The 13165-nt window shown below is 60.5% G+C and carries 11 protein-coding genes and 1 tRNA gene; 2 read left to right on the top strand and 10 right to left on the bottom strand.

Translation table 11 applies throughout. From position 1 onward, the window contains the following. Positions 1-2: 2 nt before the first annotated feature. Positions 3-1151 (bottom strand): cob(I)yrinic acid a,c-diamide adenosyltransferase, encoded by a 1149-nt coding sequence (locus FZZ92_RS10535; protein ID WP_115022838.1) that lies wholly within the window; start codon positions 1149-1151, stop codon positions 3-5. Between the two features lie 53 nt (positions 1152-1204). On the opposite strand from FZZ92_RS10535, the gene larE reads away from it, so the two are divergent. Continuing rightward, positions 1205-2032 (top strand): ATP-dependent sacrificial sulfur transferase LarE, encoded by an 828-nt coding sequence (larE, locus tag FZZ92_RS10530; RefSeq protein ID WP_226398196.1) that lies wholly within the window; start codon positions 1205-1207, stop codon positions 2030-2032. Positions 2033-2048: 16 nt separating this feature from the next. On the opposite strand, the gene speD is transcribed toward larE, so the two are convergent. Next, complete coding sequence (gene speD / locus FZZ92_RS10525; RefSeq protein ID WP_226398197.1) at positions 2049-2516, bottom strand: adenosylmethionine decarboxylase; 468 nt, start codon at positions 2514-2516, stop codon at positions 2049-2051. 31 nt (positions 2517-2547) lie between these two features. Continuing rightward, entirely contained in the window at positions 2548-3642 is a 1095-nt protein-coding gene (recF, locus tag FZZ92_RS10520) for a DNA replication/repair protein RecF (protein WP_244279297.1), read from the bottom strand. Positions 3643-3745: 103 nt separating this feature from the next. On the opposite strand from recF, the gene FZZ92_RS10515 reads away from it, so the two are divergent. Further along, positions 3746-3819: transfer RNA gene (locus FZZ92_RS10515), tRNA-Arg, on the top strand. A 17-nt stretch (positions 3820-3836) separates the two neighbouring features. Here the strand turns inward: FZZ92_RS10515 and FZZ92_RS10510 are convergent. From FZZ92_RS10510 to rodA, 7 genes are all read right to left on the bottom strand, one after another. After that, positions 3837-4292, bottom strand: coding sequence for an N-acetyltransferase (locus FZZ92_RS10510; protein ID WP_115022843.1), 456 nt, complete (start codon positions 4290-4292; stop codon positions 3837-3839). Positions 4293-4298: 6 nt separating this feature from the next. Next, positions 4299-7292: a phosphoenolpyruvate carboxylase gene (gene ppc / locus FZZ92_RS10505; RefSeq protein WP_226398199.1), complete on the bottom strand. Its 2994-nt coding sequence runs from the start codon at positions 7290-7292 to the stop codon at positions 4299-4301. Positions 7293-7324: 32 nt separating this feature from the next. After that, on the bottom strand, positions 7325-8470 hold the full coding sequence (gene gshA / locus FZZ92_RS10500) for a glutamate--cysteine ligase (RefSeq protein WP_226398253.1): 1146 nt from the start codon (positions 8468-8470) through the stop codon (positions 7325-7327). Further along, positions 8467-9984: an anthranilate synthase component I family protein gene (locus tag FZZ92_RS10495; RefSeq protein WP_226398200.1), complete on the bottom strand. Its 1518-nt coding sequence runs from the start codon at positions 9982-9984 to the stop codon at positions 8467-8469. The genes gshA and FZZ92_RS10495 overlap by 4 nt, the downstream gene beginning before the upstream one ends. A gap of 60 nt (positions 9985-10044) precedes the next feature. Further along, positions 10045-10476, bottom strand: a complete 432-nt coding sequence (locus FZZ92_RS10490; protein ID WP_226398201.1) for a photosystem I reaction center subunit II PsaD — start codon at positions 10474-10476, stop codon at positions 10045-10047. Between the two features lie 102 nt (positions 10477-10578). Further along, positions 10579-11928 carry a sensor histidine kinase KdpD gene (locus FZZ92_RS10485; RefSeq protein WP_226423191.1) on the bottom strand — a complete coding sequence of 450 codons (1350 nt, stop codon included), beginning with the start codon at positions 11926-11928 and terminating at the stop codon, positions 10579-10581. Further along, the gene (gene rodA, locus FZZ92_RS10480) at positions 11925-13163 is read right to left on the bottom strand and encodes a rod shape-determining protein RodA (RefSeq protein ID WP_226423190.1); all 1239 of its coding nucleotides are present in this window, start codon (positions 13161-13163) and stop codon (positions 11925-11927) included. Before rodA ends, FZZ92_RS10485 begins: the two co-directional genes overlap by 4 nt. Positions 13164-13165 lie beyond the last annotated feature (2 nt).

Raw genomic sequence — 13165 nt, 5'->3', positions numbered from 1 at the left:
GGTTAGTAATCCACCCCTCTCTTGAGATCGACACCCTGTTCGGCGTAGTGCTTGTGGCACACCATCTCCGAATGGATGCTCGCTAGATCGAAATAGGCGGGAGGGTTTTTGCAGCGCCCCGTGATGATCACTTCGGTTTCCGCCGGTTTGCGGAGCAGTGTCTGCAGGATCGGTTCGACCGGCAGCAGCTCTAAGTCCACCGTGGGGTTTAACTCATCGAGGATCACGGTCTTGTAGAGGCCACTTGAGATAGCTGCCCTTGCGATCTCCCAGGCCCGCTCGGCTTCCACGTAGTCAATCGGTTCCTGCTGCCCCCGCCAGACGATCGCATCACGGCCGGAGCGGAGGTGGTCCACCAGATGGGGATAACTCTCGCGAAGGGCAGCGATCGCCGCGTCTTCGGTGTAGCCGCTGCCGCCTTTCAGCCACTGCAGGATCAAGACCCGATGGCTCTTGTCTTGGCTGATGCCCCGACCGATGGCCTGCAGGCCCTTCCCGAGCGCACTGGTCGATTTGCCTTTGCCTTCCCCGGTGTAGATCTCGATGCCGCTGCTCACATTGAGAGGCACGACCCGGTTGTCGTTCATGCCCGGACGGCGATGGGCCCGCATCTCGGAGTGGAGGTCGGCTTCACGCACCAATGGGGCAGGTGCGGCCCGACCGGTGACGATGATTTCCATCCCCTCCGGCCGGTTGCTGAGGGTGCGGACCACATCCTCAAGATCCAGCAGACCGAGGTCCAGCACAGGATTGAGTTCGTCAAGCACCACCACCGAGTAGAGGGCACTAGCGATCGCGCCTTTGGCGATCACCCACCCCCGCTGCGCTTCCTCTCGGTCGAAGCGGGTGGCTTCCTCCGCCGTGAAGTGGTCGGCCCTTCCGGTGCGTAGGTGGTCGATCAGGTGTGGGAAGCCCTGCTGCAAGGCCTCAATGGCCGCATCCTCGTCGTAGGCACGGCCGGGACCCTTGAGGAAGCGCAGCAGCAGCACACGGGTCTGCCGCTGCTCGCAGATGCCGAGTCCGATGGTGCGCAGCACAACCCCAAGGGCGGCTTGGCTTTTGCCCTTGCCCTCGCCGTCATAAATGTGCAGCTGTCCATGGCTGCGCTCGCGACTGTCCGCTGCGGTGACGATGCCGATGCTTTGAGGCATGGGGGCGGCTCTTACCGTTGGAGCCTACAGAGATCAAACGATTTTCCCCGCTGATGTTTCGGTTGCAGGAGCCTTTGGCGGATCGTGAGCAGCAGCAGCTGGCTGAATTGCGGCAATGGATGGATGCGCAGTCCGCACTGTGTGTGGCCTATTCCGGTGGGGTCGATAGCACCCTGGTGGCGGCAATCGCCTATGAAGCCAAGGGCAGTTCAGCCTTGGCGGTAACGGGCGTATCTCCGGCATTGGCTCCTCATCTGTTGCGGGAGGCGCGTGACCAGGCTGCCTGGATCGGCATTCAGCATCGGGAGTGTCCTACGGCCGAGTTGAGCGACCCCGACTACAGCAGTAACCCCGTCGATCGATGCTTTGCCTGCAAGCGCGAATTGCATCACCATCTCCAGCCCATTGCCGCGGAGGCGGGCGATGCGTTGGTGATTGATGGCGTCAATCTCGATGACCTGGGTGATCATCGCCCGGGTATCGAGGCCGCCCAACAGGCTGGGGTTCGCTCCCCCCTGGCTGAATTGTCGATCGACAAAGCAGCGATCCGTCTGCTGTCGCGGGCCCTCGGTTTCCCCTGGTGGGACAAACCAGCGCAGCCTTGCTTGGCGTCTCGCTTCCCCTACGGCGAAAGCATCAGTGCTGAACGGCTGAAGCAGGTTGGCCAGGCGGAAGCCTGGTTGATCGCCAGGGGCTTCAGCACAGTCCGTGTGCGATCCCATGGTCTCGCTGCGCGCATTGAGGTGCCCAGTGAACAGATTCGCGCTGTGTTTGCGCTCGCGGAGAGTGAACCTCTGGTCGAAACCTTTCGCTCCCTTGGGTTCACCTCCGTCAACCTGGATCTCGAAGGTCTCGTCAGCGGCAAGTTGAATCGCCGCTGAACGCTTGCCGGTCTGTTCAGCTGGGGAGCTGGGTCGGTGTCTCCACGGGTTCTCTCACCCCAGTGGCAATAGCTGCAGGCGTTTCGCGCAGAAAGCTTGTCAGCGCATGCCGTTTCGCTTGAAGCTCCGTGCAGAGAATCGCGCAGGCCTGCTCCGGCATGGTGTGGTCACCACAGGTGAACACATCAACGGCTGCGTAGCCGGATTCCGGCCAGGTGTGGATGGATATGTGGGATTCCGCCAGCAGGGCCAGACCCGTGACCCCCTGGGGCTGGAATTGATGGGTGATCAGGTTCAGCAGCGTTGCACCAGCGCCTTTGGCTGCTGAGGTGATCGTTGTGCGGATAAAGGCTTCGTCGTCGAGCCGGTTTGGATCGCAGTCGTAGAGCTCGAGAATGCAGTGTTTACCGACCATGTCGGTGGCATGAATCTCAGTTGCACCCCATCCCGGGTTGGGATGCAGTTCAGAGAGGGTCTGCTCCATCAGGCGATGAGAGAAAAACAAGGCCGCCAGACTATCTGATGTCCAGGTCTGGTCTCAGGTCTCTTGCTCCGAGAATTTGGGCCTGCTGCTGCCAGCCGCCGCCAAAGCCTTCGAGGTGGGTGGCGCTCACCAGGCATTGATGCGATTCGCCCACGGCTTCGAGCAAAAGTTGCTGTCGGGTTGGATCCAGTTCGGCGAGCACATCATCGAGAAGCAGCAGCGGTGGCTCTCCGCACAACTGGGTCACCAACTCCAGTTCAGCCAGCTTCAGCCCCAGCACCAGCGACCGCTGCTGTCCAGCGGATCCAAACCGTCGTGCTGGGCTGCCGCCTAGGAGCAGGGCGATTTCATCCCGGTGTGGCCCCACGCGGCAGTTGCCGAGGCGTTCTTCGTCTTCCCGCTGCTCGCGCAGTTGCTCTTCAATGGCGAGTCGCCATGGTTCTTCGGCGTCTTCTCCGTCGAGTCGGCTGCCTGGTTTGTATTGCAATTCCAGAGCTTCTGTCCCACCGCTGAGGTGGGCCTGCCAGCGCTGGGCAATTGGTTCCAGCCGTTGCAGGGCCCGTTGACGCCGCCGGTGAATTCTGGTGCTGACCAGCGCCATCTGGACGTCAAAAGCGTCGAGCAGCGCATGGCGTTCGGCGCTGGGGGTCTGTCTCTGGCGCCAAAGCTGGCTGCGCTGTCGCAACAACCGGTTGAGCCGTGCCATCAGATCGGCATAGACCGGTTCGAGCTGCAGCACGACGCGGTCAAGCCACTGCCGGCGCAGACCGGGTTCGCCTCGCACCAAATCAAGATCGAGGGCGCTGAAGCCGATGCAGCGCAGCGGACCAATCAGGTCCAGCTGCCGATCCAGCAACTTTCCGTTCCGCTTGGCCTGACGCCCTCCCTGGCGACGAAGTTCCAGTTCCAGACGATCACCATCCCCCACGTCGGCACGGATCAGGGCCTGGGGTCTGTCCCACTGGATGAGGTCCCGATCATTGCTGCAGCGATGGGAGCGCAGGCTGCCCAGTAACTCAACCGCCTCGAGCAGGTTGGACTTGCCAATTCCGTTGGGTCCGATCACCAGCAAGCGCGGCTGCGTCAGTTCAAGCTGCAGAACGGTGTGGTTCCGGAAGCCCTGCAGCTGGAGCCTGTGTAGCCGGATGGGTGCAGGGGCGAACAGTGAGTAAGGTACCTGTATCGGGTCGGTTGCCGCTCGATATCACTGAGGCTTACCGCCTATCAGTGGGCATGTAGCTCAGTTGGATAGAGCATCAGATTCCGGTTCTGAGGGTCGGGGGTTCGAGTCCCTCCATGCTCGTGTTTGACCTCAATGTCTCAGCTCAGGCTGAGTCCCATGGCTCGGATGCCATTGGGATCAATCAGAAAACCTTGCTCTTTGAGAGCTTGCAGGGCATCTGCTGGTGCTGAGATCGAAAGGCTGCAGCCTGGTAGATCCCGACGCAGGATTTGCAGGGCACGATGCACCAGAACAGCGAAGAGGATCGCTTGGTTTGGCCCCGGTTTCGCTGCCAAATTCCAAAGATTGGCGTTGAGGGCTAGATCACTGGTGGCCCGCACAAATCCAATCAGTTCCCCATTCGACTCATCCAGGATGCTGATTTGCCACAGACTGCGCTGAAGCGCGAGCTCCCAGCGTTCTTCCGGGTGGGTTGATTCCCCACAGGACATCAGCAGGGTGTTGAGCTGTTCAGACGTTGGAGGGGTCGATGTCTCAAGTCGCGTGCCCTGGGGCAACGGTGGAATCGAGGGTTGTTGAAGGAACGACAGCACAGTGGCTCAACCGGTGTTGCGCATGCCGGCTGCAATGCCATTGAGGGTGAGCAGTGCACCTCGCAGCAGCTCACTGCGGCTGTAGGTGCGTGTGTCTTCGGGCGCTCCCGGGGTTTCGCTCATGGGCGGTTGCCGGTTCTGATCACGCAGTCGCTTCAGCAGCGCAACCTGGAGAAAGCCCAGGGGAACGATGGTGCGATTGCGCAGATCAACGGACAACTGCAGCCCTTGATCAGCTCCCAGCAGTCGGTTTTGTCCCGTGATTTCCAGCACCAGCTTGCGGGTGAGTTCGTATTCCTTGGCGATCACCTGGAAGATCGCTTCAAAGGCCTCTCGCTGTTCGGGGTGCCCCAGGCTGTTCATGTAGTGATGAGCCAGGTCGAGATCCACCTTGGAGAGGGTCATTTCTACCTTTGAAATGAGCATCCGGAAGAACGGCCAGCGTTGATGGAGGCGGCGCAGCAGATCGAGTTGTTCGGAGTCGCTTCCCACTTCTTCCGACAGAGCTGTGCCGAAGCCAAACCAGCTCGGCAGAAGAAATCGGCTCTGGGTCCAACCGAAGACCCAGGGGATCGCCCGCAGACTGGACAGGTCTTTTGCGCCTGTTTTGCGTCGGGCCGGTCTGCTGGAGATCTGCAGTTTGCTGATTTCTTCGATCGGAGTGACTTGCTGGAAGAACGCCACCAGATCGGGATTGTCGTGAACCAAAGCCCGGTAATGCTCCCTTGAACGGGTGGCGAGGCGACTCATCAGCTGATTCCAGCTTGGGGTGGCATCCAGCTGGTTGGTAACCAGGCTGTTCTGAACCACGGCCGTGGTCACGGTCTCCAGGTTGTACAGCGCCAACTCGGGCAGGCTGTACTTGGAGTTCAGTACCTCACCCTGTTCGGTGATTTTGATCCGGCCCTGCAGCGTGCCGCTGGGTTGGGCCAGGATCGCCTGGTAAGCCGGCCCGCCTCCACGACTCACAGACCCCCCGCGGCCGTGGAAAAGGCGAAGCGCCACATCCTGGCGGCTGGCGAGTTCCTGAAGTGCGATCTGAGCCTGGTGAATCTCCCAGTTGCTGGAGAGAAAGCCGGAATCCTTGTTGCTGTCTGAGTAGCCCAGCATGAGCTCCTGCAGCGGCTGTTTCTGTTGGCCTGCAACCGGTAGGAGTTCGCGGTAGAGCGGCGTTTTAAACAACCCCTCCATCACCGCGGGGGCCCGTTGGAGATCCTCCACGGTTTCGAACAGCGGCACCACTAGTAGGGAGGCTCGTTTGTTCGGCGGGTCCACCAGACCCGCCTCTTTCGCCAGCAGCAGAACCTCCAAGAGATCCGATGCCGTGTGGCTCATCGAAATCACATAGGAGTTGCAGATCCGCTGGCCGAATTCTTCCTGGAGGCGCTGCAGCATTCGGAACACCGCCAACGTCTCTGATGTCGGCGCTGACCAACTGGTGGCTGGCGGAATCAGGGGCCTGCGGGTCTTCAGTTCCTGGAGGAGCCATGCCATCCGCTGCGTTTCATCCATGTCCCCGTAGGCCTGGGGCAGTTCCAGGTTGCGGGTGAGTTCATCGATCGCATCGCTGTGGCGGGTGCTCTCCTGACGGATATCAAGGCTGGCCAGCGAAAACCCAAAGATGTGCACCTGGTGCAGCAGCGTGTCGAGCTGTTCGCAGCTCAATTCGGTGCTGACGAGGCTGTTGCGGACCAACTCCAGGTCACTGCGGAACTGATCCACCGAGGTGTAGTGGAGAACATCGGCTCCGCCGAGTCCGTCCTTGGGATCGGTCAGGGCTTCACAGGGCATCTGCCAGCCCGCCTCCGACAGCTGATTGTTGCGGGCGAGCGTGCGCTCAAGCTTTTCGAGCACGTAGCAGAGCTTCAGCCGGTAGGGCTCCAGTCGGTATCGAGCTGCTCTGCGCTCGTAGATCTCCGGGAACCGGAGCCGATCCATCTCCAGGGACTCCAGCAGTGATGGCGCCACCTGACTCCACTGCATGGAGATGCTCAGCTGCTGGCGTAGCGACTGGACGGAGTGGATGTACAGCTCCAGCATCAGCTGACGCTGGTAACAGGCTGTTCGCCAGGTGATCTCGGGTGTCACCGAGGGATTGCCGTCCCGATCGGAACCCACCCAGGAGCCAAATGTGCAGAAGGATGCCTGGGGGACCTGGACATCGGGGTAATGCCGATGCAAAGCAGTGATCAGCCTCTTACGCAGTTTCGGCATCGCGTCAAACAACACCTGCTGGAAGTAGTGCAGGGTCGAATCCACCTCATCGATCACGGTGGGTTTGAACTGGTGGAGTTCATCGGTCCGCCACCACAGTCGGATTTCCTCTTCCAGTTGGTCGCGACAGTCCTCGCGCAGCTGATTCGCGAGAGGGTTGTCTGATTGAAGTTGCTGGAGCAAGTTGGCCACACGCCGCTGCTTGTGACGCACTGTGTGCCGAACGATCTCCGTGGGATGGGCGGTGAACACCAGACGGATATCCAGCTCCCGCAGCAGGTGCTCCACCTGCGCGGGGGGGACGTTCATCCGACGCAGCCGCTCGAAGACTTCTCCAAAGGTGGCTGGATCAGTCTGATTGGCGAGAGGGGGTGCAAAGGGATCAAAGGCGTCCCGTTGAGCCGATTCAGCACTGAGATTGGGCCGCAGGCTATCGAGATAGCTGTCTTCCTCGATCCGTTGCTCAAGGATGTTGATGAGCTGGAAATAGAGCGAAAAGGCGCGGGCCGCCGAGATGGCTTCTGAAAGATCCATGGCTCGGATCAGCTCGACGATCGCCTCGCTCGTGCTGTCGCCGTCCCGTCCCTCTAAGGAGACAGGGTCACTGAGTTGTTTGAGTCGCAGCAGACGTTCGCTCTGCTCCGGTGGGCACTCACTGCGCAGCACCGTCTTCCACAGGTCTTCAATCAGATCCAGACGGTGCTGAAGAAGCTGCCCGGCACCCGATGCACCACCGTTCAAGCGTGCTGTCTCGTTGTCGGAGACATGGGTGGTGGACTCGGGCATGAAGTCTCCACGCTGCGATGGACTCGACATGATCATCCCAAACAGGGTTCCCCGGTGGTCATCTGTTGTTCTTCCTGCTGCATCAGTTGGATCCCCTCCTGAAGCAAGTCATCGATGGATTGGCCCCGGGCATGAGCCGCTTCCCAGCGCATGGCCTGATTGCCGTGGGTCAGCAGTGCATCCAACGGCTTCAAAAAAGCACTGAGCTGGAGGGATTCGGCGAGGGGAGCGAGCTCATCAAGCAGCTCCTCAAGCCAGTCCTTGCAGGTGATCACACGGCCATCCCGCCAATGCTTGAGTTCAGCGTTCAGGCTTGATTGAGCGACGGCTGCATCATTGCTGTCAGCCAGCTGGGCCAGCTCATCCGCGGATAGGACGCTGTTGCAAAGGGGATCGAGGCGAGTCATGTCCTGTCTGAGGGCAAGAAGCCGCAGTTCAAGCAGGCAGGTGATCGCCAGCAGCTCATGGGGATTGGTGATGAGATCGCAGATGCGTAATTCCAGTCGGTTGAGGTCGTACGGGCGTCGCGGACCATTGGGACGAACGGACGTCCATAGGTGACGTTCGTTGCGCATGGCCCCCGTGGCCAGTTGCTCCTCCACCCACTGGATGTAGTGGTCGTGATCCCGAAATAAGGGAACCGATTGCGGCGTTAGGGGGAATTGATGCCATCTCTGGGAGTGGTGGCTGGTGCTGCGCCCATCCAGAAAGGGGGAACTGGCGCTCATGGCGAGCAGGAGAGCCGCCTCGCAGCGCACGAGCCGGACCGCCGCAAACAACCAGTTCAGATCTGTGATGCCGAGGTTGATGTGAATGCTGGCCGTCACGACCCTGGTGCCGTAAAGCCGCTCGATGAGAGCGTGATACGCATTGCCGGGGTCCGAGCGTTCGAACCGGCTGCTGTCTCCCAAACTCATGGTGCTGCCTGGCAGAAGCGTGAGCTCCCGCTCGTGCAGCCACCGCCTTAATTCCCGTCGGGGAGCGAGCAGTGCCTCGGGGAGTTCGGCGTAATCCCTGATCGGGTCGGTGACGTATTCGAGATTGCGACAGTCCGGTTCTGTTACGAAGCCAGGCAGTTCCCTGGCAACGTCGGTGGCGACGCCGACGTTGGCTCCGTTGGGCTGACCGGTGAACAGTTCGACCTCGAAGCCTTTCAGTAGAAGTTGTTGAGCTGTCATCCCGGCGGGTTCAGGCAAGCCAGTGCTGTCAGCATTCCTCGTGCTTTGTTCAGGGTTTCTTCGAATTCAGCCGTCGGTTGTGAATCGGCAACGATGCCGGCCCCGGCCTGAACTTTGACCCGGCATCCACCGCCGTCTCGTGGTTGCACCACCATGGTTCGGATCGTAATGGCCGTGTTGAGGGCTCCGGCCAGATCGACGGATCCATAGACCCCGGAATAGGGGCCGCGCGCATCGGGCTCAAGCGTATGGATGAGTTGCATGGCACGGATCTTCGGTGCGCCGCTGACGGTGCCGGCGGGAAAGGCCGCCATCAGCAAATCCCACACATCGTGCGTCGGGGCCAGGCGTCCTTCGACTTGGCTGACGATGTGCATGACGTGTGAGTAGCGCTCGATCACCATGAGGTCTTGCACCGCCACGCTTCCGGGTTGGCAGACCCTGCCGAGGTCATTGCGTCCCAGGTCAACCAGCATCACGTGCTCAGCGCGCTCTTTGGGGTCGGCCAGCAGATCAGCTTCCAGCTCTCGATCCTCTAGTGGCGTGGCTCCCCGTGGTCGGGTGCCCGCGATGGGCCGCAGGCTGGCATGGATGCCATCTGCTGCAGGCTCGGCTTGAACCATCACCTCCGGGCTTGAGCCGATCAGTTGCCAGTCCCCAAAGTCGAAGAACGCCATGTAGGGAGATGGATTCACCATCCGCAAACTGCGATACAGCTCCAGGGGCGACTGAGGAACGTCGGTCTCAAGGCGCTGACTGATCACCAGTTGAAAGACATCGCCGGCCGCGATGTGTTCTTTGGCAGTGTCGACGGCAGCTTCGAATTCATCGCGGCTGCGGTTGGAGCGCACGGCGGGAAGTTCTTTGCTTCTGGCATCCCAGGTCAGCGGTTGCACGGCCGGAAGAGGTGCATCCATCCGTTGGCGCAGGTCGTCAATCCGTCCGATGGCGGTCTGCCATGCCTGTTCCTCATCCGCGCCATCGGACAAGTCGCCGAAGGCGACGGCCGTGATCTGCCGTTTTACTTGATCAAAGATCAGGAGCGCGTCCATCAACATCCAGATCCCGTCCGGGGGATCGGCCGCGGCTCGGGGATGCACCGCAACAGTTGGTTCAATCCATTGGATCAGTTCGTAGCCCCAAACGCCATAGAGCTGTCCCAGAGGGGGCAAGCCCGGCAGGTTGACGCAGGCGTAAGGAGCTAAGCAGTCGCGGAGTGATTCAAACGGGTTGCCCGTGAACTCGTCTTTGCGACCATCGCGCCAGGTGCGTGTCAGACGGTCATTCCTGGCTGATGCTGTCCAGAGGGGATCGCAGGCGATCACACTCCAGCGTCCGAGGGTTTCGCCTCCTTCGACGGACTCCAGCAAAACACCTGGAGGCCTACCCTCTCCCACCTTGATCCAGGTGGTGAGCGGTGTTTCAAGATCTGCGGGCCAACTCTGAGCCAGAGGGATCAGGTTGGCGCCACTGCAAACCGCCTGATGAAAGGCGTCGCGATCGGGACTGAACATCTCATGATCATCGCAGCCAAGACCCGAAGATCACGACCTCCGGGCTTGCAGATTGATCGTTCAGGAGTCGAAGGTGTTGCGGCCGCTGAACTTGATGTTGGCAGGGTTGACGTTTTCGCCGATGCGACGGGAGTTGTGCCCGACCATGGAACGTCCTTCGTTCACCTTTTCGGGGAAAACGCCATCCTTGGGATGCAGGAACTCGGTGTCACCACCGGGGTAGATCCGGTAGATCTTGTAGTCCTCAATCCGGGGCTTGAATTTGGTGCGCAGTTGGGTGCCGAGGGCGAGGCACTGCTCTTTGCGGGCGAAATACATCAGGTTTTCGCCTGAGTTCATCAGGGCAGCTCCACCGGTGGGGAGCTCGAAAGCCTGTTCTGTCTTGCTGGTCCAGGTGATCGCGTATTTCTCTTCAGTCTCTGCTGAGTTCAGAAGTCCGCCAGTGCTGGCGATGTGCTGAGGAAGTTGACCATTCAACGCCGTTGCTGCCATGGCTGAAGGAATCCACAAGAGCCGTTACGACTGGAAAGTAGCACCGTCATCGGTTGCTCTTTTGCTCTCCGAAAGCAAGCTTCACACCCGACAACATATTGATCAGTTTCCTGGGGTGTGTACGGGGAAGAAAACGGTGATGTCGCGATCACGTCTGGACTGATAGCGCCCCCCCAGGCTGGCCATCATTTGGCGGGTTGCATCCTGACTTAACTGCAGGCTTCCAGTGCTGGGATCCCAGCTCAGGACGGTCCCTACTTCCTCGCGTTGGGGAGCTGTGCCGGGCTCGGTGGCTGAGGTTCTGTTGGGATGCTCCACCTGGAGTTGAAGCTTCACTCGCTGGCCCGCCGCTTGGAGATGAAGTGTCAGCTGACTGCCGGGGGCTAGCCCTCTGGTGCAGCGGTCGATCAGACCTCCCAACATCGGTTCCAGCCGTCGGGAGTCACTGAGAATGGCCGGCAGGTCAGCGGTGAGGTCCAGCTCAAGGCTGATCCCTCTCCGATCCAGTTGCTCCGTCCAGCTGGGTGCAAGGGCGGTGAGGATGGCGTGTAAATCCGTGCGGGCCAAATTGGCTTCGTTGGGCTCCCGTTGAAGCTCGGCGGCATGGAAGATCAGGCCAAATCGGTCGATCTGTTCGCTGCATTCAACATCGATCTGACGCAAGCGATTCACGACGACTTCGGGCAGATCCTTCCGCCGCAGCAGAGACCGGATCAATGTTCTGATCGTTGCTAGAGGGGTTCTCACCTCATGGGTGATGGCTTCCAGCAAATTCAGATCGCCATGGCTGGGGTCTTCTGGTGGGCGCTCGGCCTGGATGGGTTGCAGCATCAGCCCTGGGGCTGTTCCGGTAAGCCGTTCAGTTAGGCGGGGCCAGAACTGTTCTGACCAGGATCCATTGCCCTGAAGGGTGCCGATGGATTCGAGTGCTTTGCGCAGCTGATCGGCCTCTGCCGGTGACTGATGCTCCAGCCGACGCCCGAGCTGCAGCAGAACATCACTGAGTGTTTCCGGGTCAGAACGCATCAGCAACTGGCGTTTCTGGGCGGGGCCGTGCAGGGCCAGGGCGACTTGGACCTCGGGCGTGATTACCAGCAGCAGGGGATCATCTCCGTCATCGCGGCGCAGTGACAAGCGTTGGCATCCCTGCAGCGTGCCTGGTTCATCGCTGCTTGACCGTCCAGGTAGTGCCGTTGGATGAGGACTCAATTGATCCAGGCGCTCTGGAGCCCAGACCCATCCCTGCAGATGTTTCAGCAACTCCGGTTCGTAGAGAGCTGGCAGGGGCGCTGCTAGCCAGATTCCACGCTCAATGCCGCGCTCAAGCAGGTCCTGTTGCAGGGTCTCCAGAGCTGCCCACCAAAGCCGTCGGACACCGATTTCATCGCAGCGCCCCTGGGGCACATCCTGCGCCAGTCGTTGCCGCAGGTCGGTAAAGGTTGGCCCGGTCAACGGTGTTGTGCCAAGGAGCGACGGCTCTGCCGAACCACAGACAGGCAGAGGCCGAGGGCGATGAAATTCACAACCATCGCTGAGCGCCCATAGCTCAGGAAGGGCAGGGGGATTCCAGTGACAGGGCCCAGGCCAATGGTCATGAAGATGTTGACCACCACTTGAAACATCAGCATCGTGCCGATTCCGATCACCACGAGCGATTCGAAGTCGGTGCGGGCATTGCGCGCGACTTGAAGCAACCGCGCCATCAATGCAGCAAAACCAAGAACCACCAGGAGACACCCAACAAACCCCGTCTCCTCGCCTAGAGCGCTGAAGATGAAATCGGTGTGCTGTTCGGGAATGAACCGCAGTTTGGTCAGTTGCCCTTGAAGAAGGCCCGTCCCCAAGACGCCGCCTGAACCGATGCCCACGGTGCTCTGAAGGAGGTGATAACCCCCGCCGAGGGGATCCTTGCTGGGGTCAAGGAACAGCACCAAACGATCCCGTTGGTAGTCCTTCAGGCCATGCATCCAAAGCCATGGCGTCACTGCAGCCATGGCGCTGTGGATGGCCAAGGTTGCTGTTGCCGCCAGGCGCTTCCAGGGCAGGGAGCGGTAGGCGACAACGACCATCAGTGGGATCCAGATCCCCATGGCCCAGGGGAGAAGCCCTGACAGAAGGGCCGTCACCAGCGGTGACAGCAAAAGAATCACCCACTCAATTGGCATTCCCGACCAATAGAGCATCGTGAGCATCAGGGCGCCGAACACAAGGGATGTGCCCAGATCAGGCTGGATGAACACCAGGAGCCAAGGCACGGCGATCACGCCCAGCGGACGCATCAGATCGATCGGTCGTTCCACCGGGTGCCGTGACAACACCGCTGCCACAAGCAGGATCGCGGCGATCTTGGCGAATTCCGAGGGCTGAACATGAACCCCGCCGATGCTGATCCAGCGTTGGGCCCCCAGCGCCGTGGTTCCAATGACCCGTACCGCCACCAGACTGATCACGGTCAAGCCATAGACGGGAACCAGCAGCGGTCGGAGCCGCTGAAGTGGCAGGCGTTCCAGTCCCAGCGCCAGCAGCACCCCAAAGGCCGCGGTGATCCAGTGGTGATACCAGTCGGCGTAGTCCGCCTGGCGTTGTGTGCTGGCGATCAGCACCCCGGCGATGGCGATCATCCCGACCGGAACACCCCAGAGCACCCACTCCCGGTGCGGTCTGCGGCGGTCACGTCGGCTGAACATCG

Source organism: Synechococcus sp. MU1611, assembly GCF_020514255.1.
Taxonomy (GTDB): Bacteria; Cyanobacteriota; Cyanobacteriia; order PCC-6307; family Cyanobiaceae; genus Parasynechococcus.
Note: the sequence above shows the minus strand (reverse complement) of the source record. Positions and strands in the feature narration are given on the sequence as shown.